We start from the raw sequence: 20,839 nt of genomic DNA on the forward strand, positions 1-20,839 counted from the left end.
CCTTAGGGTAAGAGTCAAAAACTATCATGAAACAAGAGCTTATATTGACAGATGAAGACTTACTTGCACGAGGTAACGATCGTTACGTCTTTCAGCATCCACAGGATAGTAACCTGCTGATCAAAATCGTTATTTCAGATATTGCGAACTATAAAAGCAAGTTACGGGAAGTCTTCCGGGACCTTAAAGAATGCAAGCCAGGCCATCAAACAGACTCTCTTTATATGCAAAAGATCGAAGGTCTTGTTGAAACAAATAAAGGTCTAGGGCAGATCACTGTGAAGGAGTGCGATGAGCATGGCAACATTGCTCAAACTCTTTATCAGCTTGCTCTCAAAAAAGAACTCGATGACAGCAAATTGCAGAAGCTGAATGCTTTTTTAGCATGGTTTGTCAGCACCAAAGTCATTATTAACTCCCTGCATTGTAAAAACATTGTTTATGCCTGGGATAGCGAGCGTCAGGATTATCGCTTCAAAGTCATTGACGGTTTTGGTGACAAAACGTTTTTTCAACTCAGTAAGCTTTCGCAATCAGTTCGCGATAAGAATAAAATCAAATGTCTCAAGCGGATGCTTAACGATTTGAACGGTCTGCAACAAGCTTAACCACGCAGGTTAAAAATAATCGAATCACCAGTTTTCTGTTGCCGGACTTCCGATCCCGCATATCTGAATAACAAAGGTGTTTACGCAGAAGTAAGTTACATATTAACTTCTTGAAAAATATCCTGAACTGTTCGGCGTTCGTGCTGTGTGGGGGCAAATCCCACACCGGGTACCATGGGAAAGAATAGAACAATCAAAGCAATAAGCAGTGTCGCGAAACCACCTACGGGTGGTTTTTTTGTGCCGGCTTTTGACGAACCATAGGTATTTTGCGTCAAGTAAGCCTGCCAGATACGTTAAGCCGCCCGCTACACACTCCCCATTGCCAATCAATCTATCGACGAATCGGTGCATTAAACATAAACCTTCCCCGGGCTGGGTTGTTGATAAAGCCATCCCGGGCGGGATTATAGTTGTGGTCCTGAAAACCATTCATCATGATGGGATCGCCTATGCCATCCTGAATCGCCAAATGTCTGTGGATTCGGTTACGTGTCCTGAATGTGAAAGCGAAATCATCCGTCCCGCCAATGATGATGACGCCATTTCCTGCAAGAAGTGCCGCGCTTAACTCTTGCTCTCTTGCGGCCTGGTTTTGTAACGCGCTGGCTGCGGCAGACGATGACGCCAGCAGCAATACGAGGACGGCGCATGAAAATACCGATGGCAGTTTCATGATTAATACCCATTAAAAGTATGGCTATTAAAGTATAGTCTTATACCTTCATCTCATCTGAATAGAAAATAAACAATTTAAGCCTGTTGCCTGTACGGAGTCTGAGGGGCTGGGAGAAGAGTGGCGCACAATTAAGAACTATAATAAAAACAGTCGACAGCTGATGACTCCAGTTTACAGATAGTACCGATACAGGGGGCGGTTATGCGCGTCTCATTTTCTCCGCGAGTTGCGTTCACCGCTACGACATCTGGCTGGATAATTATCACGGACTCCCTGCCAAAGTGATCAGCTATGCGCCAGATGGGCAGCGATTAGAAACTGTTCTTCTGGATGCTATGGTTATCAACACCCGTTTCCCCGTCAATTTTTTCACGCCTTGAGGGAGCCTGCACTATGGCTGACTATCAGTTTTCCACAGTCTGGCGGGTTGAGTCTTCAATTCAGGAGGTATGGGATGTTTTTTCCCATCCGGATAGGTGGCCTGAATGGTGGGGAAGTCTGGAACGCATCGTTGAGATAAGGAAAGGGGATTTACGGGGTATTGGGGCGTTGCATCGTTATACCTGGAAAGGGGCGCTTCCTTATCGCTTAACCTTTGATATCAATGTGTTGAAAATACGGCCTTGCACATTGCTCGAAGGACAAGCCAGCGGCGCGGTGGAAGGGCGAGGGGTATGGTCTTTTACTGCCAATGGTACAGCGACTATTGTCAGATATGACTGGAATGTGCGTACCACGATCCGCTGGATGAATTATCTTGCCCCGCTGGCAGCACCTGTATTTCGCTGGAATCACAATACGGTCATGCGCGAGGGGGCAAGAGGGTTAGCCTGCAAACTGGCAACGACTGTGTATATAGTCTGAACGTATCTCCGCTGCTGTACTTTTTTGGCTGTAAATGGCTTAATAGCGACCTTGCAGTTTCTCACTTCATTCACAGTTAACAGGTCTGTTATTGATGAATAATCTCCATCGACTCGCCTTTTTATGCCAGCCTCTGTCTGCTGTGATGATCGCGTACGGTTTCCCCTTTAGCCGTAGCTCAACTCTTACAACCTGGACAGACAACAATGCAACGTCGTCAGTTTCTCAAAAATAGCGTTCTCCTTTCCGCCGCCGGATTAGTCGGCCCTGCAGTCATTAGCCAGACGGTACGTGCCGCGGAGCCATCCGTTGCGCCAATAGCTCGTCGACGCTTTGTCTTATCTCAAACGTATAAACTTAATCCTCCTGAGGGATCGAGCGGCGTGGTGAAACTGTGGATCCCGCTACCGGTGGATACCGCGTTTCAACAAATGACGGCGCTTGCCTTTAGCGGAAACTATAAGCAGGCGTACGTCACCACCAATAATACCTACGGCGCGAAAACGCTGTTTGCCACCTGGGCTGACTCGCAGGGTGAATTGTTGGTTAACGTTGATATCGACATTGAAACCGCCGACTGGGAACCGCTGAAGCAGGACGCGCTGAAAAACTGGCAGGCACCTGAGCAGATTATTTATCCGCTGGATGTAAAACCGTATCTGTTGCCGACGGCACATACCCCAGTTGATGGATTGGTCCTGGAAACCGCGCGTAAAATCACCGGTAATGAGCAGGATCCGCTGAAAAAAGCGCGCCTGATTTACGAATGGGTCAGCAGCCATATGGAGCGTGACAACGACGTTATTGGCTGCGGCACGGGGGATGTGGCGGAGATATTAAAAAGCGGTAAGCTCAAAGGAAAATGCACCGACATGAGCTCCGTTTTTGTTGCTCTGGCGCGGGCCAGCGGTATTCCGGCGCGCGAACTGTTTGGCATCCGTCTGGGCAAGGCCAATAAGCTCGAACGTTACTCGAAAAGTGCTTTTGGCACAGCCGACAGTGCAGGCGTTGCCAATGTGAGCGGCGGACAACACTGCCGCGCTGAGTTCTATCTGGCAGGTTACGGTTGGTTACCGTGCGATCCTGCTGACGTGACCAAAATGCGTCTGGCAGAGAAAAAAACGCATCAGGATGCCGATGTCCAGGCGGTTAACGCTTACCTGTTTGGTAACTGGGAAATGAACTGGGTTGGATTCAACTACGGACGTGATTTCGAGTTGTATCCGGCAACGGAGCAGGGGGCCATGAATAACTTTGGTTATCCTTACGCTGAAGTCGATGGCGACCCGATCAATTTCTATGATCCTAAAGCGTTTTCCTACAGCTATGTCGCCACAGAACAACGCTAAAGGTGCGGGGCTTACCCTGTTGACGGCTGCTGCGGCCGCCGTCACCGCTGGCTTATGCTGTGTTGGACCGCTACTTTACCTGCTGTTTGGTATTTCGGCGGCGAGCTTCGCCGTTTTCACCCGGTTTGAGTTTTTGCGAACTCCTCTGATACTGCTGTCCCTGGGATTATTACTGCGTGTCTTCTGGCGGCTCTATTTTTCCAAACGGTTGTGGTGCTCCGGGTGGTTAACTCTGAAGCAAGCGCGCGTTCTCTACTGGTGCGCGCTGGCATTGATTTTGCCGGTGCTATTTTACCCAACGCTTGTTGCCTGGTTTTATGAGGTATTTGAATGAAGATCTTCGCGTTAGTTGCATGCTTGCTGTTGCCGCTGTGGGCTCAGGCGGCCAATCAAAAAGTGGTGCTGGATATACAAAATATGACCTGCTCGTTATGCGTTATTTCGGTCAATCAGGCGCTACGTGAAACCGACGGCGTGATTAAAGCAAAATCCTCTCTCAAAACCCGGCAGGCAGAAGCCATCGTGCCAGAAGGTTTCCCAACCGATATTCTACTTAACGCAGTAGCGAAAACGGGCTATACCGCAACGCTCAACCGTATTGAACAACAGTAAACCACCTGCGGGTGGTTTTATTGTGTTTTCCCGGTATGATGCCCGGCGGCTTAGTGTTCTCTTTTGTGCGTTAACTACCGGAATTCCCCTCTTTTCCTGTTAACCTGAACAGGCGGCTGCTGTAAGCCGCAAATGCCCATTTATATCTGTTATCCCTCCAGCCATGTAGGATGATCACAGGCAAGATTTTTTGACTAAGGAAAAGCGTTATGAAAACGGGACCATTAAACGAGAGCGAACTGGAATGGCTGGATGATGTACTGACTAAGTACAATACAGATAAGGCTATTCTGGATGTGTCAGAACTGGATGGTTTACTGACGGCGGTACTGAGTTCACCGTATGAAATTGAACCGGAGCAGTGGCTGGTCGCTATTTGGGGCGGTGCGCAGTATGTTCCTCGCTGGTCCTCCGAAAAAGAAATGACGCGTTTCATGAACCTGGCGTTTCAACATATGGCGGATACTGCCGATCGCCTGGATGAATATCCTGAGCAGTTTGAGCCGCTGTTTGGTTTGCGTGAAATTGACGAGCATGAACTGACCATCGTTGAAGAGTGGTGTTTTGGTTATATGCGCGGCGTCGCACTGTCGGACTGGTCCGCGTTACCAGACTCGTTAAAACCGGCGCTCGAGGCTATTGCGCTGCACGGTACGGAAGAAAACTTTGCGGTCGTTGAGAAAATGACGCCAGAAGTGTTCGAAGAGAGCGTGGATGCCATCCGCCTGGCGGCGCTGGATCTGCATGCTTACTGGATGGCGCATCCCCAGGAAACGCCGATTAAAGTACCGGTCAAAGTGGATGCCAAGGTAGGGCGCAATGACCCTTGTCCGTGCGGTAGCGGTAAAAAATATAAGCAGTGCTGTTTGCATTAAGAAAAAGGGGCGTTAAGCCCCTTTTGTTTTAACCCACTTCCGGTAGTAATCCTGCTGCAATAGAAAACTGTACGGCTATCACCACAATGCCGCACAAAAATACCAGCGCCAGCGCCGGAGCACCCCCTGCCACGCGATATTTAGCCTGTGGATTCTGTTTTCTGCTCTGCCATGCCAGCATCGAGGGAATGAGCAGCGCCAGCACCGCCAGGGCAACGCCCGCATACCCCAGGGCCATGACGAAACCACGCGGATAGAACAGCGCGAATGCCAGCGGCGGCAGGAAGGTCACCACGCCGGTTTGCATTCTTCCTGCTACGGTATTGCGGCGCTGGAAGAGGTCGGCCAGGTAGTCAAATAATCCCAATGCGACGCCGAGGAAAGAGGTTGCCAGCGCAAGGTCGGCAAACAGATGCACCGCCAGTTCGACGTGCGGCGAAGCCACGACTTCACGTAATGCTTGTAATAAACCGTTTAAACCAGCGTGGTTGGCTAACAGCCCCATGAACGTTGAGGAGTTAATACTGCCAAGCGTGGCCAGTTGCCAGAAGATATAGGCGACTAGCGGAATGGCGCTCCCGGTGATAAACACCCAACGCAGTTTACGGATGTTACCGTTCATATAGCTGACGATACTGGGGACGCTGCCGTGAAAACCGAACGAAGTGAAGATAACCGGGATTGCAGACAGTGCCAGCCCCTGCTGAAGCGGTAACGTAAGCAGGTTTACTTTATGGATATGCGGCATTAACAGGGCCAGCATCACCACCAGGAAGATTATCTTGGCACTGAACAACAGACGGTTGAACAGATCGACCAAAGATGTGCCAACGCAAACCACGCCACCGGCAACAAAGGTGAACAGCAGTACGCCTGTTGTCGGGGAGAGCGTTGTCCCGGTCCAGTCGCTGATGCTGGAAGCCAGCAACTCACCAGCGCCACTGATATACGCCGCCGTCAGCGCGTACATTAAAAACATCATGCTAAAGCCCGTTACCCATTGTCCGTAACGACCAAGATAACGTTTTGCCAGCGTACCCAACCCGGTGTCTGCCGGTACGTGTTGATACACTTCAAGCAGCAACAGCGCGGTGTAGCACATTAGCGCCCAAAGACTCACTAACAATACCAGCGTGACGCTAAACCCCACGCCTGCCGCGGCCAGCGGCATTGCCAACATACCGGCACCAATCGTGGTTCCCGCCACGATAAAAATACTACCCAGGGTTCTGTTTTTCACGCTTTCCTCTGTCCCAGAGATAATCAACGGTTATATCTGCGGCGCAGGGTAAGGCAAAACGCTATTTTCGTCAAATCACCGTTACAATGAATGTACATTAATCTTTACGATGTTTGGCGCGTTAAGATGTATCACAAATGATATTTATCTGCGGGTAAACCTGCGTTAGCGCAAAGCAAGGCCGTGCCGTTCACATTAGGCTACGGACTTTATTGAGGAGGTAGTATGGAATCTATTCACGGTCACGAAGTGCTCAACATGATGATTGAATCTGGCGAGCAGTATTCAAATGCCAGCCTTGAAGCGGCGATTACGGCACGGTTTGGCGAGCAGGCTCGTTTTCACACCTGTTCTGCGGCGGATATGTCGGCAGCCGAGCTGGTGGCGTTTTTAGCGGCGAAGGGAAAATTTATTGCAAAAGAAGACGGCTTCTCTACGCACGAAAGCAAGATCTGCCGTCACTGATTTTAGCGGGTAATGATGGCGGGTTGCCTTCATTACCCCACAACATTAATTCTGTGTATCAAGCGTAGCCAGTTCTTTATCGATGAAATAAAGACCTTCGCCACTTTTCCCTGCCAGCGATAACTTATCAATGACAGATTTAAATAATTTCTCTTCTTCATGCTGCTCGGCAACATACCATTGCAGGAAATTAAACGTCGGATAATCCTGGTGGGTCATTGCCGCGTGTGCCAGCTCATTAATTTTCTGGGTGATCAACTGCTCGTGTTCGTAAGTAACACGGAACAGTTCGTCCAGAGACGCATATTCAGCAAAGGGGGAAGGGACGGTGTTAATACACGGCAAGCTGCCAGTATCGGTCAGGTAGTCAAACAGACGCTGCATATGCGTCATCTCTTCCTGGGCGTGACGGCGTAAAAACGCGGCGGCGCCTTCAAAGCTGTGATAGCTGCACCACGCGCTCATCTGTTGGTAGAGCAGAGATGAATATAATTCAAGGTTCATTTGCTCATTCAGTTGGTCGATCATTTCTGTTTTCAGCATGGTTATGCTCCACAAACGTTATTATATATTAGCGTGGCGTCACTATAATTTGTTATTTAATTATTTGCAAAAGGTAAAATAATAAATTTATTTATTAAAAATGCGAATGGGAATAAAACGCATTAACGCTATTAAGCGGAGAATATAAAAAATGAAAAGGCAGAAGACCAGCAATAATGTGCTGGTCGAAAATATTAATAATTGAAGGCAGGCGACTGGGATACCGCAACGCCGTGACACTGCCAGGCGAGCGTGATTTTGGTATTTAAGCACAGAGAACCGGCATATACGCTACAGGTTGACACCGGCTGACCAAACGCCATGGCGTTGGCATAACCCAGGCGCTGACACTCTTTGGTGGCTGTACCTTGGGTAACGTAGTCATCAGTACGCGCCGTTTGTAGCATGGTCTGGTTGTAGGTCAGGCGAACGACGCCGGTGATGGCACTGGCTTCGCTGACCTGCGCCTGTTTAGTAATAGTGCATCCTGTCAGCACGAGCGGCAAAAGGGCAAGGATAAAGGTCTTCATGTGATCGCTCTGAAAGTTCGGAGATAGGCTATCATGGCATATGTGGTGGCGCATCAATGGCTTGAATAGCCTGAAGATCACCTGCGATTAATCGCAACGACGTCATTTTATTGAGGCTATTCTGAGCTGTCTCAGAAAAAATGTGAGCACCTCATTATTTTATAAAACAAAATTTCATTAAATTTGAAAGTGAGTTTGCAAAATAGTAATGTGGCCTGAATGTTATGACTTTCAGCGGGCCTCCGCAGCGCATTCAGGAGATTACAGAATGAAAATTGCATTGATGATGGAAAACAGCCAGGCAAGCAAAAATGCCATCATTCATAACGAGCTTAAAGCCGTTGCGGATGAGAAAGGTTTTCCAGTGTATAACGTCGGGATGAGCGACGAAAATGACCATCATCTGACCTACATCCATTTAGGGATTATGGCCAGCATCCTGCTCAATTCCAAAGCCGTGGATTTTGTGGTTACGGGTTGCGGTACGGGTCAGGGGGCAATGATGTCACTGAATATTCATCCGGGCGTGGTGTGCGGTTACTGTCTCGATCCGGCAGACGCATTCTTGTTCTCTCAGATCAACAACGGGAATGCGCTTTCTCTGGCATTCGCCAAAGGTTTTGGCTGGGGTGCTGAGCTGAATGTGCGCTATATGTTTGAAAAAGCATTCACTGGTCGTAACGGCGAAGGGTATCCACCAGAGCGTAAAGAGCCGCAGGTGCGTAACGCGGGTATTCTGAACCAGGTGAAAGCAGCGGTGGTAAAAGAAAACTATCTGGACACTCTGCGCGCTATCGATCCTGAACTGGTAAAAACCGCCGTATCTGGTCCGCGCTTCCAGCAGTGCTTCTTTGAAAACTGCCAGGACAAAGCGATCGAAGCGTTTGTACGCGAGATAGTTGGCTAAATCCTGTTGGCCCGGCGGTGTTCGCCTGCCGGGCTATTTGTTCTTGCTAGATACCGCGCTTCCAGCATCATGGGCAAGCCGCAGCGTATCAACCATACCTACCAGACAAATAATCGCAATAGCGACAAAGGCCAGCCGGAAACTGATCCCCGGAATATTGCCTAACGCCAGCCATTCACTCACCTCATCACCGATACGGATCCCGATAGCGGCCAACGAAATGCCCAAGCCTACCGCTAATTGTGTTGCCGTACTGAACAGCGTATTGGCGTAGCTCATTTGTGGTCCGGGGACGTCCGCAAAGGCAAGCGTGCTGATGCCGGTAAACTGAATTGAGCGGAACACGCCGCCCAGATACAACACCAACAAAATAACCCACACCGGGGTCTGCGGCGTAATTAATGCACAGGCCAACAGCGCCAGGACGTTTAGCGCACCGTTGATTAACAGCAGTTTCTTAAAGCCCAGCCAGCGTATCAACGGTGTGGTGGCAGGTTTTATCGTCAGATTGCCCACAAACACCGCCAGAACCAGCGAACCCGCGTGAAAAGCGTTCATGCCAAAACCGACCTGGAACATTAACGGCAGCAGAAATGGTACAGCGCTAATAGATGCACGAAATAGTGACCCGCCGTACAGGGTGACGCGAAAAGTAGGGACGCTCATGGCATCAAGACGAATCATCGGCCAGGTAGTGCGACGAAAATGATGCAGGGCAAACAGAAAGGTCACGGTTCCTAGCGCCAGCAGCCCGGCGGTTAGCCAGCTCTGCGGCTGCTGGGTTCCCAGTAACTCCATGGCATACACCAGGCTAACCATCGCAACTGAGGTCGCGATAAAACCCGCTATATCAAATGGACGGCGCTCGTCGTCATGAATATCCGGGATAAAACGTAGCGCCAGCGCGATCGCCAAAATTCCCAGCGGTACGTTAATAAAGAAGATCCAACGCCAGTTAGCATAGCTGGTAATGAAACCTCCTAGCGGTGGCCCGATGATAGGCGCGACTAATGCGGGCCAGGTCAGGGTCGCAATAGCGGTGATCAACTGATGTTTAGGCGTGGTGCGCAGTACCGCGAGACGGCCAACAGGAACCATTAGCGCGCCACCTACACCCTGTAAAATTCGCATTGCTACAAAGCTCTCAAGGCTTTCGGACAAACCGCATAAAACCGAAGCGAGAGTAAAAATCGCCAGCGCCAGGGTAAACACTTTTCGGGCGCCGAAGCGATCCGCAATCCAGCCGCTGGCGGGGATAAGCACCGCGAGGGTGATCAAGTAGGCGCTGATACCAATGTTCAGGTCTACCGCCTGTACGCCAAAGCTTTTGGCCATGTCGGGTAGGGCTGTGGCAATCACCGTGCCGTCAATAAATTCCATAAAGAAAGCCCCGGCAACAAGTTTTGCTGCCGGGGAAAGACCGCGTTGGTTCTCAACCGCTAACTGTTCACTCATGTTGTGCTTGCCATCTCAAAAGAAACTGACTGGACCTTTTTTATTTTCAGGGCATTTGTAATGTGCGCGCGGCTATCGTTTCGATCGCTGAATAGGTACTATGACGACCTTTCTATAAGGAGCTCACTATGTCCCAAACATTGAATGCCGATCAGGAACTGCTCTCGGACGTTGTTGCCTGTCAGCTGGTTATCAAGCAAATTCTTGATGTTCTTGATGTTATTGCCCCGGTAGAAGTTCGGGAAAAAATGTCCAGCCAACTGAAAAACATCGATTTTTCCAGCCATCCTGCAGGGGCCGATCCGGTCACTATGCGCGCAATACAAAAAGCGGTTGCCTTGATCGAGTTGAAATTCACGCCGCAGAACGAATCCCACTAAAATAAACCGTTGTTTCAGGTTTTAGAAAGGTTTTTTTGCGCCTCGCAGAATGGGAGGCGCGTGCCAGGGAAAATCAGAGGTTGACCGGATAAGGTGCGCAGCATCGTTATCCGGCATAAACGCGATGAAAACTGAAGATTAGTGATGCTGGTAGTTAACGACGTTGAGCAAGTGCTTATCGGTTTGCGCCATGCACAACCCCGCGCGTTTGGCGCTGCGGACTTCATCAAGAATCGTCTGTAACAGCACGCCATCCTGCTGCTGCTCTTTTTCCAGATCGTGAAGAAAATCAATGGTTGGCGCATCGTTTAATGCTTCAGCTTCATTGGTTAAACGCGAGAGTTTACTCGAGCGCTGTTGATATTCATCCAACGTTTTCTGAAACAATTCTTCAAGGGAACTCAGTTCATCACCCGGCACATCCATGGCCTTGACGATGGGATTAGCCCCGGCACTTTTCATAAAATTGAACATACGCATCATTTGAGTCACGTTACCTTGCGCCTGCGTGCGTAGAAACGTGGCTGTACCTGTCAGGCTATGCTCGTAGCACCATTCGCTGAGATGCAGGTAAAGATTCGAGGCGTAGAACTCGAGGTTCATTTGTGTATTGAGTTTATGAACAATTCCAACTGCAGCCATATCAATATCCTTATTTCCAGAAAGGGGGATGTACGTTACTCACGCCAGCACAGCGGGCTGCCGCTGCACTTCACCTCTACGTACAATTAAAACTGTTAGCAGAATAAATCCGTTCCGCCGGTCCTTTAGTGATTACGAATTATATTCGCTCCGATCGAGATTCAGCATAACGCTTGCCCTGGTATAAGAAAATCCTTAAATCTGCGTATTTATGTTTTTTTACATATTGTCATAACAGTATTCATGCTTCTGCTGTTTTGGTATATAGATGACATGAATGTAAGGGATTGAAATTTATGTCATTAAATGATTTTTATGATAATGAAATGGTGTTTCATATCACAAAATTAAATTCCACAATAAGGTATTGTCTGGCATCTGATGATTATCTGCCCAAGTTGAAAGGCAATTTCACGATCGGGATGGATTAGTACAAATTATCTGATGGCTAATTTTTTGCGCCAGATCAGTTTTAATCAAATTGAGAAATTTAACAGTCTGCACTGGTCGTCATTAATTGTTTCGTTTATGTGGATTAAGCAAGGAGTTACATATGAAGAAGGTTGCGGTGCTGCTGGCACCCGGTTTTGAAGAGGCGGAGGCGATTGTTACCCTGGATATTCTGCGTCGCCTGAATATCGAAGTCGAAACCCTGGCCTGCGCAGAGTCACGTGCGGTGGTGAGTTATCATGACGTACCGATGGTGATGGATAGCACGCTGGCCGCGCGCCAGACATATCTCTACGATGCCGTCGTATTGCCTGGCGGGCCGCAGGGCAGCGTTAATCTTGCCGCCAGTGAGGCGGTCATCCAGTTTGTATCTCGTCATGATCAGGCAGGAAAGCTCATTTGCCCGGTATGTTCTGCGGCCGCGCGCGTGTTGGGCGGCAACGGTCTGCTGAAGGGGCGTCGCTATGTTTGCTCAGGAGATCTGTGGCAAAACGTCACGGATGGAGAATATATCGATGCGCCGGTTGTTGAAGATGGCAATCTGATTAGCGGCAAAGGATTAGGGCATATTTTCGATTTTGCGTTGACGCTTGCGGCGCGCCTGCTGGGAGATGACATTCCGGTTCGCGATCACGCTGACCACATTTATTACCGATGGTAATCATGTTCCCGAATGCTTCGGTATTCGGGAACAAGGATTCGTTGGCTGATGTTATGGATTAATCTGCTATCCCTCTTTTTTCCCGTCGACAAAACCGCGTTTTTTTATGTCATTTCCCGCTGAATTTATGTACGCAATTACTGTAATTCTGTGGTGTGATGCCGCTCTCTTATGGAGAATCAATTTCCCGCTAAAACTACTCTCAGCACTGGCATTGATCTTATCACTAAAAGGTAATGCCTTGTTTTACGTCCGAATTACAAAAAATCGTCTGATTTTACCCTACATAAAAGAACGTTAAAGCTGGAGTTAACCATGCACAAATTCACTAAAGCGCTGGCTGCCATCGGTCTGGCTGCCATTATGTCACAATCCGCTATCGCTGAATCCATGAAGCTCGGTTTCCTGGTCAAACAACCGGAAGAACCGTGGTTCCAGACTGAATGGAAATTTGCCGATAAAGCCGGTAAAGACCTTGGCTTTGAGGTGATTAAAATTGCCGTCCCGGATGGTGAGAAGACCCTTAACGCCATCGACAGCCTGGCTGCAAGTGGCGCAAAAGGGTTTGTGATTTGTACGCCGGACCCCAAACTCGGACCTGCCATTATGGCCAAGGCGCGGGGCTACGATATGAAAGTCATTGCCGTCGATGACCAGTTTGCTAACGCCAAAGGTAAGCCGATGGATACCGTGCCGCTGGTGATGATGGCTGCAACCAAAATTGGTGAGCGCCAGGGCCAGGAGCTGTATAAGGAGATGCAAAAGCGTGGTTGGGATGTGAAATCCACAGCCGTAATGGCCATTACCGCGAATGAACTCGATACCGCGCGTCGCCGTACATCGGGTTCAATGGACGCGCTTAAAGCCGCAGGCTTCCCGGAAAAACAGATCTACCAGGTCCCCACAAAATCGAATGACATCCCCGGGGCATTCGATGCCGCTAACTCCATGCTGGTTCAGCACCCTGAAGTCAAACACTGGCTGATTGTTGGCATGAACGACAACACCGTGCTGGGCGGCGTACGTGCGACCGAAGGGCAGGGCTTCAAAGCGCCGAATGTGATTGGTATCGGCATCAACGGCGTTGATGCCGTGAGCGAACTCTCCAAAGGCGAAGCGACCGGGTTCTACGGTTCACTCCTGCCAAGCCCGGACGTTCACGGCTACAAATCAAGTGAGATGCTCTACAACTGGGTAACGAAAGGGGCAGAGCCACCGGCGTTTACTGAAGTGACGGATGTGGTGCTGATTACCCGCGATAACTTTAAAGAAGAACTGGCGAAGAAAGGCTTAGGCGGTAAATAACACAAATGCCGGATGCGACGCCAACGCGTCTTATCCGGCCTACGAATTGCGTACTCAGTAGGCCGGATAAGGCAAAACCGCTATCCGGCATAAAGATCTGACTCACGGAGACGTTATGCAACAGTCTACCTCGTATCTCTCATTTCGCGGCATTGGCAAAACGTTCCCCGGCGTTAAAGCGCTCACGGATATCAGTTTCGACTGCTATGCCGGTCAGGTGCATGCGCTGATGGGCGAAAATGGCGCCGGGAAATCAACACTATTAAAAATTCTCAGCGGCAACTATGCGCCAACGACGGGATCTTTGGCGATCCGTGGACAAGAGGTTTCGTTTGCGGACACCAATGCCGCGCTGAACGCCGGTGTTGCCATTATTTATCAGGAGCTGCATCTCGTCCCGGAAATGACCGTTGCCGAGAATATTTATTTAGGGCAGATGCCGCACAAAGGCGGAATTGTGAACCGCTCGCTGCTGAACTATGAAGCGGGTCTCCAGCTCAAGCATCTGGGCATGGATATCGATCCCGATACGCCGTTGAAATACCTCTCCATTGGTCAATGGCAGATGGTGGAGATCGCGAAAGCGCTGGCGCGCAACGCCAAAATTATCGCGTTTGATGAACCGACCAGCTCCCTTTCAGCGCGCGAGATTGAGAATCTGTTTCGCGTCATCCGTGAGCTACGCAACGAAGGGCGCATCATCCTGTACGTTTCGCACCGTATGGAGGAGATCTTTGCCCTTAGCGATGCCATCACCGTGTTTAAAGATGGTCATTACGTCAAAACGTTCACGGATATGCAGCAGGTCGATCACGACGCGCTGGTGCAGGCGATGGTCGGACGCGACCTCGGTGATATTTATGGCTGGAAATCCAGACCTTATGGTGCAGAGCGCCTGCGTTTGCATGACGTCAAAGCCCCTGGCGTGCGTACCCCGATCAGTTTATCGGTGCACAGTGGTGAAATTGTTGGATTGTTTGGACTGGTGGGCGCCGGACGTAGCGAATTAATGAAAGGTCTGTTTGGCGGCACGCGTATCACGGCAGGCCAGGTGTTTATCGATGAACAGCCTATTGATATCCGTAAACCGAGCCACGCCATTGAAGCGGGGATGATGCTGTGCCCAGAAGATCGCAAGGCTGAAGGGATCATTCCGGTCCATTCGGTGCGTAACAACATCAACATCAGTGCCCGTCGTAAACATGTTCTGGGCGGATGCGTGATCAACAACGGCTGGGAAGAGACCAATGCCGATCACCATATTCGCTCACTCAATATTAAAACGCCGGGCGCGGAGCAACTGATTATGAACCTCTCCGGCGGTAATCAACAGAAGGCTATTCTCGGCCGTTGGTTATCGGAAGAGATGAAAGTGATTTTGCTGGACGAACCTACACGCGGTATTGATGTGGGCGCCAAGCATGAAATTTATAACGTGATTTATGCCCTCGCGGCGCGCGGCGTGGCCGTGCTGTTTGCTTCCAGCGATCTGCCAGAAGTGCTCGGTGTCGCCGACCGTATTGTGGTGATGAGAGAAGGCGAAATTGCCGGTGAGTTACTTCATGAACAGGCGGATGAGCGCCAGGCGTTAAGCCTTGCTATGCCAAAAGTTAGCCAGGCTGTAGCCTGAATAAGGAGAGAATGATGTCTTCCGTTTCAACATCGGGTTCAGGTGCTGCAAAGTCGGCGCTAAATCTTGGTCGCATTTGGGATCAATACGGGATGCTGGTCGTGTTCGCCGCGCTGTTCCTGGTTTGTTCCCTCTTTGTGCCTAACTTTGCCACTTTCATCAACATGAAGGGGCTGGGGCTGGCGGTATCGATGTCGGGTATGGTCGCGTGTGGGATGCTGTTTTGCCTGGCATCCGGTGACTTCGACCTGTCCGTTGCCTCCGTGATTGCCTGCGCCGGGGTCACTACAGCCGTGGTCATTAATATGACCGAAAGCCTGTGGATTGCCTGCGCCGGGGTCACTACAGCCGTGGTCATTAATATGACCGAAAGCCTGTGGATTGGCGTGGCTGCCGGGCTACTGCTCGGTATTCTATGTGGTCTGGTGAATGGGTTCGTGATTGCACGGCTGAAAATTAACGCCCTGATCACGACCCTTGCGACGATGCAGATTGTGCGTGGTCTGGCCTACATTATTTCCGACGGTAAGGCGGTAGGGATTGAAGACGAGCGCTTCTTCACTCTCGGCTACGCCAACTGGTTTGGTCTGCCGGCACCTATCTGGATCACGGTCGTCTGTTTCATCGTTTTTGGCTTACTGCTCAATAAAACCACGTTTGGCCGTAACACGCTGGCCATTGGGGGGAATGAAGAGGCGGCACGTCTGGCTGGGGTTCCGGTCGTTCGTACCAAAATTATTATCTTTATTCTGTCCGGGCTGGTATCCGCCATCGCCGGGATTATCCTCGCATCTCGTATGACCAGCGGCCAGCCAATGACCTCAATCGGCTATGAGCTGATCGTGATTTCCGCGTGCGTGTTAGGGGGCGTTTCGCTTAAAGGCGGCATCGGAAAAATCTCATATGTGGTGGCCGGGGTGTTGATTCTGGGAACGGTTGAGAATGCAATGAACCTGCTGAACATCTCTCCGTTCGCACAGTATGTCGTACGTGGTCTGATCCTGCTGGCGGCGGTGATCTTCGACCGTTACAAGCAAAAAGCGAAGCGTACTGTTTGATGATTTTAACCCCAACTTTTTAGTCTAGCTTTAGCTCATCGCCAGCCGCTACCCGGCTGGCGATTGTTTTTCCAAATGGCGAGCATGGTCACACTGTCTATACTTATATCCGTCATACATCATATATACGGCGCGATCCGCGCGGCGTACAGACCATGATGAGGAGGATAACCGGGTGACAGCATCACTGATCTTACCCCCTGAAAAATCTGCAAGCTGTGCTTATTTTTTTGATCTCGATGGGACACTGGCTGAGATCAAACCTTATCCAGACCAGGTCGTTGTCCCTCAGACAATCCTGCAGTTATTACATCAGTTGGCGACGCATAATGCGGGTGCGCTGGCATTGATTTCAGGGCGCTCGATGGCTGAGCTTGACGCGCTTACCACTCCCTTTCGTTTTCCGCTCGCCGGAGTGCATGGGGCAGAGCGCCGTGACATCAATGGTCAAACTCATATAGTGCGCCTGGATGCGGCAATAGAGCGCGAAGCAGGAGAGCTATTGAGTACCGCCTTGGCGACGATGCCGGGTACAACGCTTGAAGCAAAAGGGATGGCGTTCGCACTGCACTATCGCCAGGCCCCGGAACATGAAGCGGCGCTAATTAATCTGGCTGAGCGCATCACGCACAGATGGCCGCAGTTGGCTTTACAGCACGGAAAATGCGTTGTGGAGATAAAACCAAAGGGTACGAACAAAGGCGACGCAATTGCCGCATTTATGCAGGAAGCACCTTTTGCCGGACGGATCCCCGTTTTTTTTGGTGACGATCTGACGGACGAAACAGGATTTGGCGTGGTTAATCGCGCAGGGGGCATTTCCGTGAAGGTGGGGAATGGAGCGACGCAGGCGACATGGCGTCTGGATGGCGTGAGTGATGTCTGGCACTGGCTGGAACAAATTAACTCTTCGCAGCAAGAATCGAAAGCAACGAATAACAGAAGAGGTGGCTATGAGTCGTTTAGTCGTAGTATCTAATCGTATCGCCTCACCCGATGACAAAGGGAGCGCAGGTGGGCTTGCCGTCGGTGTGCTGGGCGCGTTGAAGGCTGCTGGTGGCCTGTGGTTTGGCTGGAGTGGCGACACGGGTAATGAGGACAAACCATTAAAAAAAGTCACGCGTGGCAATATTACCTGGGCTTCGTTTAATTTGAGTGAACAGGATTACGAAGAGTATTACTGCCAGTTTTCTAATGCGGTTTTATGGCCTGCATTTCATTATCGCCTCGATTTGGTGCAGTTTCAGCGTCCTGCATGGGAGGGCTATCAGCGGGTGAATGCCTTGCTGGTAGATAAACTGCTGCCGCTGCTCAACGATGACGACATAATCTGGGTTCATGATTACCATCTGTTGCCGTTTGCCAGCGAGCTGCGTAAACGCGGCGTGAATAACCGTATCGGTTTTTTCCTGCATATCCCTTTTCCGACGCCGGAAATCTTTAATGCCTTACCCCCACATCAGACGCTACTTGAGCAGATGTGTGATTTTGATTTACTCGGTTTCCAGACCGAAAACGATCGTCAGGCTTTTCTGGATTGTCTGGCAGCCCAGACTCAGGTAACCACTCAGAGCGAGCAGCACCACCGTGCATGGGGAAAAGCGTTTCGTACCCAGGTCTATCCCATCGGTATTGAGCCGGATGAGATCGCCCGCCAGGCTTCCGGACCTTTGCCGCCGAAGCTGGCGCAACTGAAAGCAGAACTCAAAAATGTGCAGAATATCTTCTCCGTTGAGCGTCTGGATTATTCTAAAGGTTTGCCGGAGCGCTTTCAGGCCTATGAGGCTCTGCTGGAACACTATCCGCAGCACCACGGTAAAATTCGCTACACCCAGATAGCGCCAACTTCGCGTGAAGAGGTGCAGGCCTACCAGGATATTCGGCACCAACTGGAGACTGAAGCGGGGAGGATTAACGGTAAATATGGGCAGTTGGGCTGGACGCCGCTCTATTATTTGAACCAGTACTTTGATCGTAAATTGCTGATGAAAATCTTCCGCTACTCTGATGTAGGGCTGGTGACGCCGCTGCGAGATGGTATGAACCTGGTTGCGAAAGAATTCGTGGCCGCGCAGGATCCTGCCAACCCCGGCGTGCTGGTGTTATCGCAATTTGCCGGGGCCGCGAATGAGCTAACTGCCGCGCTTATTGTTAATCCTTATGACCGCGACGAAGTGGCTGGCGCATTAAACCAGGCTCTGACGATGCCGCTTGCTGAGCGTATCTCCCGCCACGCTGAGATGCTCGAAACTATCATTAAAAACGATATCGACAACTGGCAGGCGAGGTTCATTTGCGATCTGGAAAAAGTTATCCAACGTCAGAGTAAACAGCCATTGCCAGACAACGTTTCTCCCTGCACTAAACTGGCGTAACGCTCAGAAAACGCAGGTCAATCTCCAGCCAGTGGAACCAGCAGAACATCCACGTGGCTGGCACCGATTACGCTTTTTGCTGAGCAGGATGCGCGCGAAAAGAAGCTGTGGTTATGGTTGCCATAAATGACCAGATCGACCGCGTGTTTACGGCATACATCCAGAATATGTTCATTCAGTGCCCCATAGGTAATAAAGGTATGCTCAATGGGGTACTGTGCTTCTTTGCTGAGCTTGTCGATAAAATCCTGAGTCTCCTCTTGCATCACTTCACGCAGGTCCTCCAGCATAGGTGCTGCAAACTGATTATACAGTTCAGGATCTGAGACCAGGGTTATCAGGCTAATACGAGCGTTGACAGGGCGAGCGATTGAAACCGCCTTGGCTAACAACTGCTGGCTTTCAGGGGTGGCGGCAACGGCCACAAGAATGTGTGTATAGCTCATAACTCGCTCCTTTTTTCAAGAATTATGAGAGGGTTTCTCAGCATTGCTCGGCTTACTCCATACTGCAACGTTTCCTTCCTGGATAGTGTGAATGTCATCATGGTTATTCATTAATTATTCTTATAAATAGAATAATTGCGTCATATAACTTGTAAATACGTTCAGCTTACTTAAGTAAAACTCACCGCTAATGAAAACAATGTGTTAATTAAAAATTAACATAAGTTAACATTTAACGGGTTATCACTACCCGGTATTAATTAATCACCCTTAATATTTAAGTTATTGTTTATAAAGGATTTAATTAAAATAGTCTTTTGCATTAAATATGTGATCAAGCTCGCTATTTCACAAGGTGATATTAACGTTTGTGAACAAAATACTATTCGCTTTTATTGCAAGAATATTCGTATGTCAGGAATTGAAATGGCGAACTTGAGATTAAAAAATAAGCAAAGTAAAAGCTGTGCTGATGGATTTATGTTAAGTGTTTAGCTGGTTTATGTGATCTATGTCACATATTCTTCAAATTCGCAGCATAGCTACGTTGTATGTGTAACGGGCGGCGGGTAGAGTTGCGTCGAATTAGGAAAAATCTTAGACATTTGTAAGAATTGATGTGAGCTTGTAAGGGGCGCGGCTTTCTGAAAAGGGAATGTTTAGACAACGCGTAAGTGCCGTCACGCTGCTATGTATTTGACCTTTTGCTTTTTTTTACCGGGCCTTCCCGGCGACATCACGGGGTGCGGTTTCACCGCATGAAAACAATGTTGGTTATTATGGATGCAAATAATGCATACATCCGAGTTGCTGAAACACATCTATGACATCAATTTGTCATATTTATTGCTTGCACAGCGTTTGATCGTTCAGGACAAAGCATCTGCGATGTTTCGCCTTGGTATCAGCGAAGAAATGGCGGACACGTTGGCAACATTAACACTTCCACAAATGGTCAAACTGGCTGAAACAAACCAACTGGTCTGTCATTTCCGTTTCGACGATCACCAGACCGTCACTCGCCTGACGCAAGACTCCCGCGTTGACGATCTTCAGCAAATTCATACCGGTATCATGCTTTCAACGCGACTGTTAAGTGACATCGATGAAGCAGCGCGCAAGAAAAGGGCTTGATGATGAGCGAAAAAAGCATTGTTCAGGAAGCGCGTGATATCCAGCTAGCGATGGAATTAATCACATTGGGCGCCCGTTTGCAAATGCTGGAAAGCGAAACGCAATTAAGCCGTGGCCGACTTATCAAGCTGTATAAAGAATTACGCGGCAGCCCTCCGCCAAAAGGGATGCTGCCTTTCTCCACCGACTGGTTTATGACGTGGGAACAAAACATTCATGCTTCGATGTTTTGCAACGCATGGCAATTCCTGCTCAAAACTGGTTTGTGCAGCGGCGTGGATGCCGTGATCAAAGCGTATCGTTTATATCTTGAGCAGTGCCCGCAGCCAGAAGAAGGGCCACTGCTGGCGTTAACTCGCGCATGGACGTTGGTGCGTTTTGTCGACAGCGGATTGCTGGAGTTGTCCCGATGCAATTGCTGCGGTGGGAATTTTATTACCCACGCTCACCAACCCGCAGGCAGCTTTGCCTGCAGTTTATGCCAACCGCCATCACGCGCCGTAAAAAGACGTAAACTTTCCCAGAATGCTGCCGATATTATTCCACAACTGCTGGATGAACAGATCGAACAGGCTGTTTAACTGATACGGTGTGGACAAACACTCCAGCAGCGGTAAGCGATTACCGCTGC

The 20,839-nt window shown here is 49.7% G+C and carries 24 protein-coding genes; 17 read left to right on the plus strand and 7 right to left on the minus strand.

Annotated features, from left to right (window positions below; genetic code table 11):
* Positions 1-26: 26 nt before the first annotated feature.
* Positions 27-608: a YrbL family protein gene (locus tag HV311_RS09870; RefSeq protein WP_191221023.1), complete on the plus strand. Its 582-nt coding sequence runs from the start codon at positions 27-29 to the stop codon at positions 606-608.
* Between the two features lie 334 nt (positions 609-942).
* Here HV311_RS09870 and HV311_RS09875 read toward each other — a convergent pair whose 3' ends face one another.
* A complete protein-coding gene (locus tag HV311_RS09875) occupies positions 943-1,284 on the minus strand; it encodes a hypothetical protein (RefSeq protein WP_016153464.1) in 342 nt (113 codons plus the stop codon).
* A 396-nt stretch (positions 1,285-1,680) separates the two neighbouring features.
* On the opposite strand from HV311_RS09875, the gene HV311_RS09880 reads away from it, so the two are divergent.
* The 5 genes from HV311_RS09880 (at position 1,681) to HV311_RS09900 (ending at position 4,987) form a co-directional block, all read left to right on the plus strand.
* A complete protein-coding gene (locus HV311_RS09880) occupies positions 1,681-2,151 on the plus strand; it encodes an SRPBCC family protein (protein ID WP_191221024.1) in 471 nt (156 codons plus the stop codon).
* A gap of 206 nt (positions 2,152-2,357) precedes the next feature.
* Positions 2,358-3,500, plus strand: coding sequence for a transglutaminase-like domain-containing protein (locus HV311_RS09885; protein WP_191221025.1), 1,143 nt, complete (start codon positions 2,358-2,360; stop codon positions 3,498-3,500).
* Positions 3,478-3,834 (plus strand): mercuric transporter MerT family protein, encoded by a 357-nt coding sequence (locus HV311_RS09890; RefSeq protein ID WP_181633576.1) that lies wholly within the window; start codon positions 3,478-3,480, stop codon positions 3,832-3,834. The genes HV311_RS09885 and HV311_RS09890 overlap by 23 nt, the downstream gene beginning before the upstream one ends.
* Positions 3,831-4,112 carry a heavy-metal-associated domain-containing protein gene (locus tag HV311_RS09895; RefSeq protein ID WP_181633577.1) on the plus strand — a complete coding sequence of 94 codons (282 nt, stop codon included), beginning with the start codon at positions 3,831-3,833 and terminating at the stop codon, positions 4,110-4,112. The genes HV311_RS09890 and HV311_RS09895 overlap by 4 nt, the downstream gene beginning before the upstream one ends.
* A gap of 209 nt (positions 4,113-4,321) precedes the next feature.
* Entirely contained in the window at positions 4,322-4,987 is a 666-nt protein-coding gene (locus tag HV311_RS09900; protein WP_191221026.1) for a YecA/YgfB family protein, read from the plus strand.
* 28 nt (positions 4,988-5,015) lie between these two features.
* Here the strand turns inward: HV311_RS09900 and tyrP are convergent, their stop codons facing one another.
* Positions 5,016-6,227 carry a tyrosine transporter TyrP gene (tyrP, locus tag HV311_RS09905; RefSeq protein ID WP_019077056.1) on the minus strand — a complete coding sequence of 404 codons (1,212 nt, stop codon included), beginning with the start codon at positions 6,225-6,227 and terminating at the stop codon, positions 5,016-5,018.
* A gap of 225 nt (positions 6,228-6,452) precedes the next feature.
* Here tyrP and HV311_RS09910 point away from each other — a divergent pair, with 225 nt between their 5' ends.
* Positions 6,453-6,692, plus strand: coding sequence for a YecH family metal-binding protein (locus tag HV311_RS09910; protein ID WP_016153457.1), 240 nt, complete (start codon positions 6,453-6,455; stop codon positions 6,690-6,692).
* A 45-nt stretch (positions 6,693-6,737) separates the two neighbouring features.
* Here HV311_RS09910 and ftnA read toward each other — a convergent pair whose 3' ends face one another.
* Together ftnA and yecR are read right to left on the minus strand one after the other, a co-directional pair.
* On the minus strand, positions 6,738-7,235 hold the full coding sequence (gene ftnA, locus HV311_RS09915) for a non-heme ferritin (protein WP_016153456.1): 498 nt from the start codon (positions 7,233-7,235) through the stop codon (positions 6,738-6,740).
* Positions 7,236-7,429: 194 nt separating this feature from the next.
* Positions 7,430-7,765 carry a YecR family lipoprotein gene (gene yecR, locus HV311_RS09920; protein WP_191221027.1) on the minus strand — a complete coding sequence of 112 codons (336 nt, stop codon included), beginning with the start codon at positions 7,763-7,765 and terminating at the stop codon, positions 7,430-7,432.
* A gap of 268 nt (positions 7,766-8,033) precedes the next feature.
* Here yecR and HV311_RS09925 point away from each other — a divergent pair, with 268 nt between their 5' ends.
* The gene (locus tag HV311_RS09925; RefSeq protein ID WP_016153454.1) at positions 8,034-8,672 is read left to right on the plus strand and encodes an RpiB/LacA/LacB family sugar-phosphate isomerase; all 639 of its coding nucleotides are present in this window, start codon (positions 8,034-8,036) and stop codon (positions 8,670-8,672) included.
* 33 nt (positions 8,673-8,705) lie between these two features.
* On the opposite strand, the gene HV311_RS09930 is transcribed toward HV311_RS09925, so the two are convergent.
* Positions 8,706-10,127, minus strand: a complete 1,422-nt coding sequence (locus HV311_RS09930) for an MFS transporter (RefSeq protein WP_191221028.1) — start codon at positions 10,125-10,127, stop codon at positions 8,706-8,708.
* A 128-nt stretch (positions 10,128-10,255) separates the two neighbouring features.
* Between HV311_RS09930 and HV311_RS09935 the strand changes: the two genes are divergently transcribed.
* On the plus strand, positions 10,256-10,507 hold the full coding sequence (locus HV311_RS09935) for a DUF2766 family protein (protein ID WP_016153452.1): 252 nt from the start codon (positions 10,256-10,258) through the stop codon (positions 10,505-10,507).
* A gap of 138 nt (positions 10,508-10,645) precedes the next feature.
* On the opposite strand, the gene HV311_RS09940 is transcribed toward HV311_RS09935, so the two are convergent.
* Positions 10,646-11,149, minus strand: a complete 504-nt coding sequence (locus HV311_RS09940) for a non-heme ferritin-like protein (protein WP_016153451.1) — start codon at positions 11,147-11,149, stop codon at positions 10,646-10,648.
* Between the two features lie 553 nt (positions 11,150-11,702).
* On the opposite strand from HV311_RS09940, the gene HV311_RS09945 reads away from it, so the two are divergent.
* The 6 genes from HV311_RS09945 (at position 11,703) to otsA (ending at position 18,628) form a co-directional block, all read left to right on the plus strand.
* Complete coding sequence (locus tag HV311_RS09945) at positions 11,703-12,260, plus strand: DJ-1/PfpI family protein (protein WP_019077051.1); 558 nt, start codon at positions 11,703-11,705, stop codon at positions 12,258-12,260.
* A gap of 315 nt (positions 12,261-12,575) precedes the next feature.
* Positions 12,576-13,565 carry an arabinose ABC transporter substrate-binding protein gene (locus HV311_RS09950; protein ID WP_016156818.1) on the plus strand — a complete coding sequence of 330 codons (990 nt, stop codon included), beginning with the start codon at positions 12,576-12,578 and terminating at the stop codon, positions 13,563-13,565.
* 115 nt (positions 13,566-13,680) lie between these two features.
* Complete coding sequence (gene araG, locus HV311_RS09955; RefSeq protein ID WP_191221029.1) at positions 13,681-15,195, plus strand: arabinose ABC transporter ATP-binding protein AraG; 1,515 nt, start codon at positions 13,681-13,683, stop codon at positions 15,193-15,195.
* A 14-nt stretch (positions 15,196-15,209) separates the two neighbouring features.
* Positions 15,210-16,253 carry an L-arabinose ABC transporter permease AraH gene (gene araH, locus HV311_RS09960; protein WP_191221189.1) on the plus strand — a complete coding sequence of 348 codons (1,044 nt, stop codon included), beginning with the start codon at positions 15,210-15,212 and terminating at the stop codon, positions 16,251-16,253.
* 175 nt (positions 16,254-16,428) lie between these two features.
* Entirely contained in the window at positions 16,429-17,232 is an 804-nt protein-coding gene (otsB, locus tag HV311_RS09965; RefSeq protein WP_191221030.1) for a trehalose-phosphatase, read from the plus strand.
* A complete protein-coding gene (otsA, locus tag HV311_RS09970; RefSeq protein ID WP_016156814.1) occupies positions 17,207-18,628 on the plus strand; it encodes an alpha,alpha-trehalose-phosphate synthase in 1,422 nt (473 codons plus the stop codon). The genes otsB and otsA overlap by 26 nt, the downstream gene beginning before the upstream one ends.
* 17 nt (positions 18,629-18,645) lie before the next feature.
* On the opposite strand, the gene uspC is transcribed toward otsA, so the two are convergent.
* Complete coding sequence (uspC, locus tag HV311_RS09975; RefSeq protein WP_016153445.1) at positions 18,646-19,074, minus strand: universal stress protein UspC; 429 nt, start codon at positions 19,072-19,074, stop codon at positions 18,646-18,648.
* A gap of 792 nt (positions 19,075-19,866) precedes the next feature.
* Here uspC and flhD point away from each other — a divergent pair.
* A complete protein-coding gene (gene flhD / locus HV311_RS09980; RefSeq protein ID WP_016153444.1) occupies positions 19,867-20,208 on the plus strand; it encodes a flagellar transcriptional regulator FlhD in 342 nt (113 codons plus the stop codon).
* Positions 20,205-20,789 (plus strand): flagellar transcriptional regulator FlhC, encoded by a 585-nt coding sequence (gene flhC / locus HV311_RS09985; protein WP_085951062.1) that lies wholly within the window; start codon positions 20,205-20,207, stop codon positions 20,787-20,789. The genes flhD and flhC overlap by 4 nt, the downstream gene beginning before the upstream one ends.
* The last annotated feature ends 50 nt before the right edge of the window (positions 20,790-20,839 follow it).

The sequence above is a fragment of the Citrobacter sp. RHBSTW-00881 genome (assembly GCF_013728515.1).
GTDB lineage: Bacteria > Pseudomonadota > Gammaproteobacteria > Enterobacterales > Enterobacteriaceae > Citrobacter > Citrobacter braakii.